This is a genomic window from Nocardioides pelophilus, from assembly GCF_014180685.1.
GTDB classification, from domain to species: domain Bacteria; phylum Actinomycetota; class Actinomycetes; order Propionibacteriales; family Nocardioidaceae; genus Nocardioides; species Nocardioides pelophilus.
Genome location: NZ_JACEHF010000334.1, coordinates 1 through 684, shown reverse-complemented (window position 1 = coordinate 684; position 684 = coordinate 1). Strand labels below are relative to the sequence as shown.

Genomic DNA, 684 nt, shown 5'->3' with positions numbered 1-684 from the left:
GGAGGCAGCAGCGTTCGTGGACCGCAACCTGGCCTTCGCGCTCCCGACCTGCACCTGGGTCCAGGTCGAACGCCTGGTCGCTGAGGCGATCGACAGGTTCGACCCCCAGACCGCGGAGGAACGCCGCCAGGACGAGCAGGACCACCGCCACGTCCACATCCGCACCGGTGAGCCCGGCAGCACCGTGGTGGACCTCGCCGGCACCCTCGACGCCGCCGACGGGATCGACCTCGACACCGCCCTCAACAGGCGTGCCACCGCTCTGGGAAAGGTCAGCGACCTGCCCCTGGACGTGCGCCGCGCGATCGCGCTGGGCGACCTGGCCCGTGCCGACCTCGCCCTGGACCTGGACACCGTGGACCCCGAGACCGGTGAGCTGCGCACCGTGCCGGGGCGGAAGGTCGAGCTGTTCGTCCACCTCACCGACACCGCACTCACCGGCTGCAGCACTGTGGGTCGGTGGGGGAACACCCAGACCCCGGTGAGCGTGGAGCAGATCCGCCAGTGGTGCGCCCAACCCGGCACCAGCGTGATCGTGCGGCCGGTGATCGACCTCGAGGACCATGTCCCGGTCGACTCCTACGAGATCCCCGACCGGCTCCGGCGCCGCGTCGAGCTGCGCGACCACACCTGTCGTGCCCCGCACTGCAACCGCCGTACCGAACGCTGCGACCTCGACCACGC

Annotated in this window: 1 pseudogene; it reads left to right on the top strand. The window is 71.3% G+C overall.

Features of this window, described 5'->3' with window-relative positions:
• Positions 1-16: 16 nt before the first annotated feature.
• Positions 17-684: pseudogene (locus H0488_RS23495) on the top strand (DUF222 domain-containing protein); the annotation flags it as partial.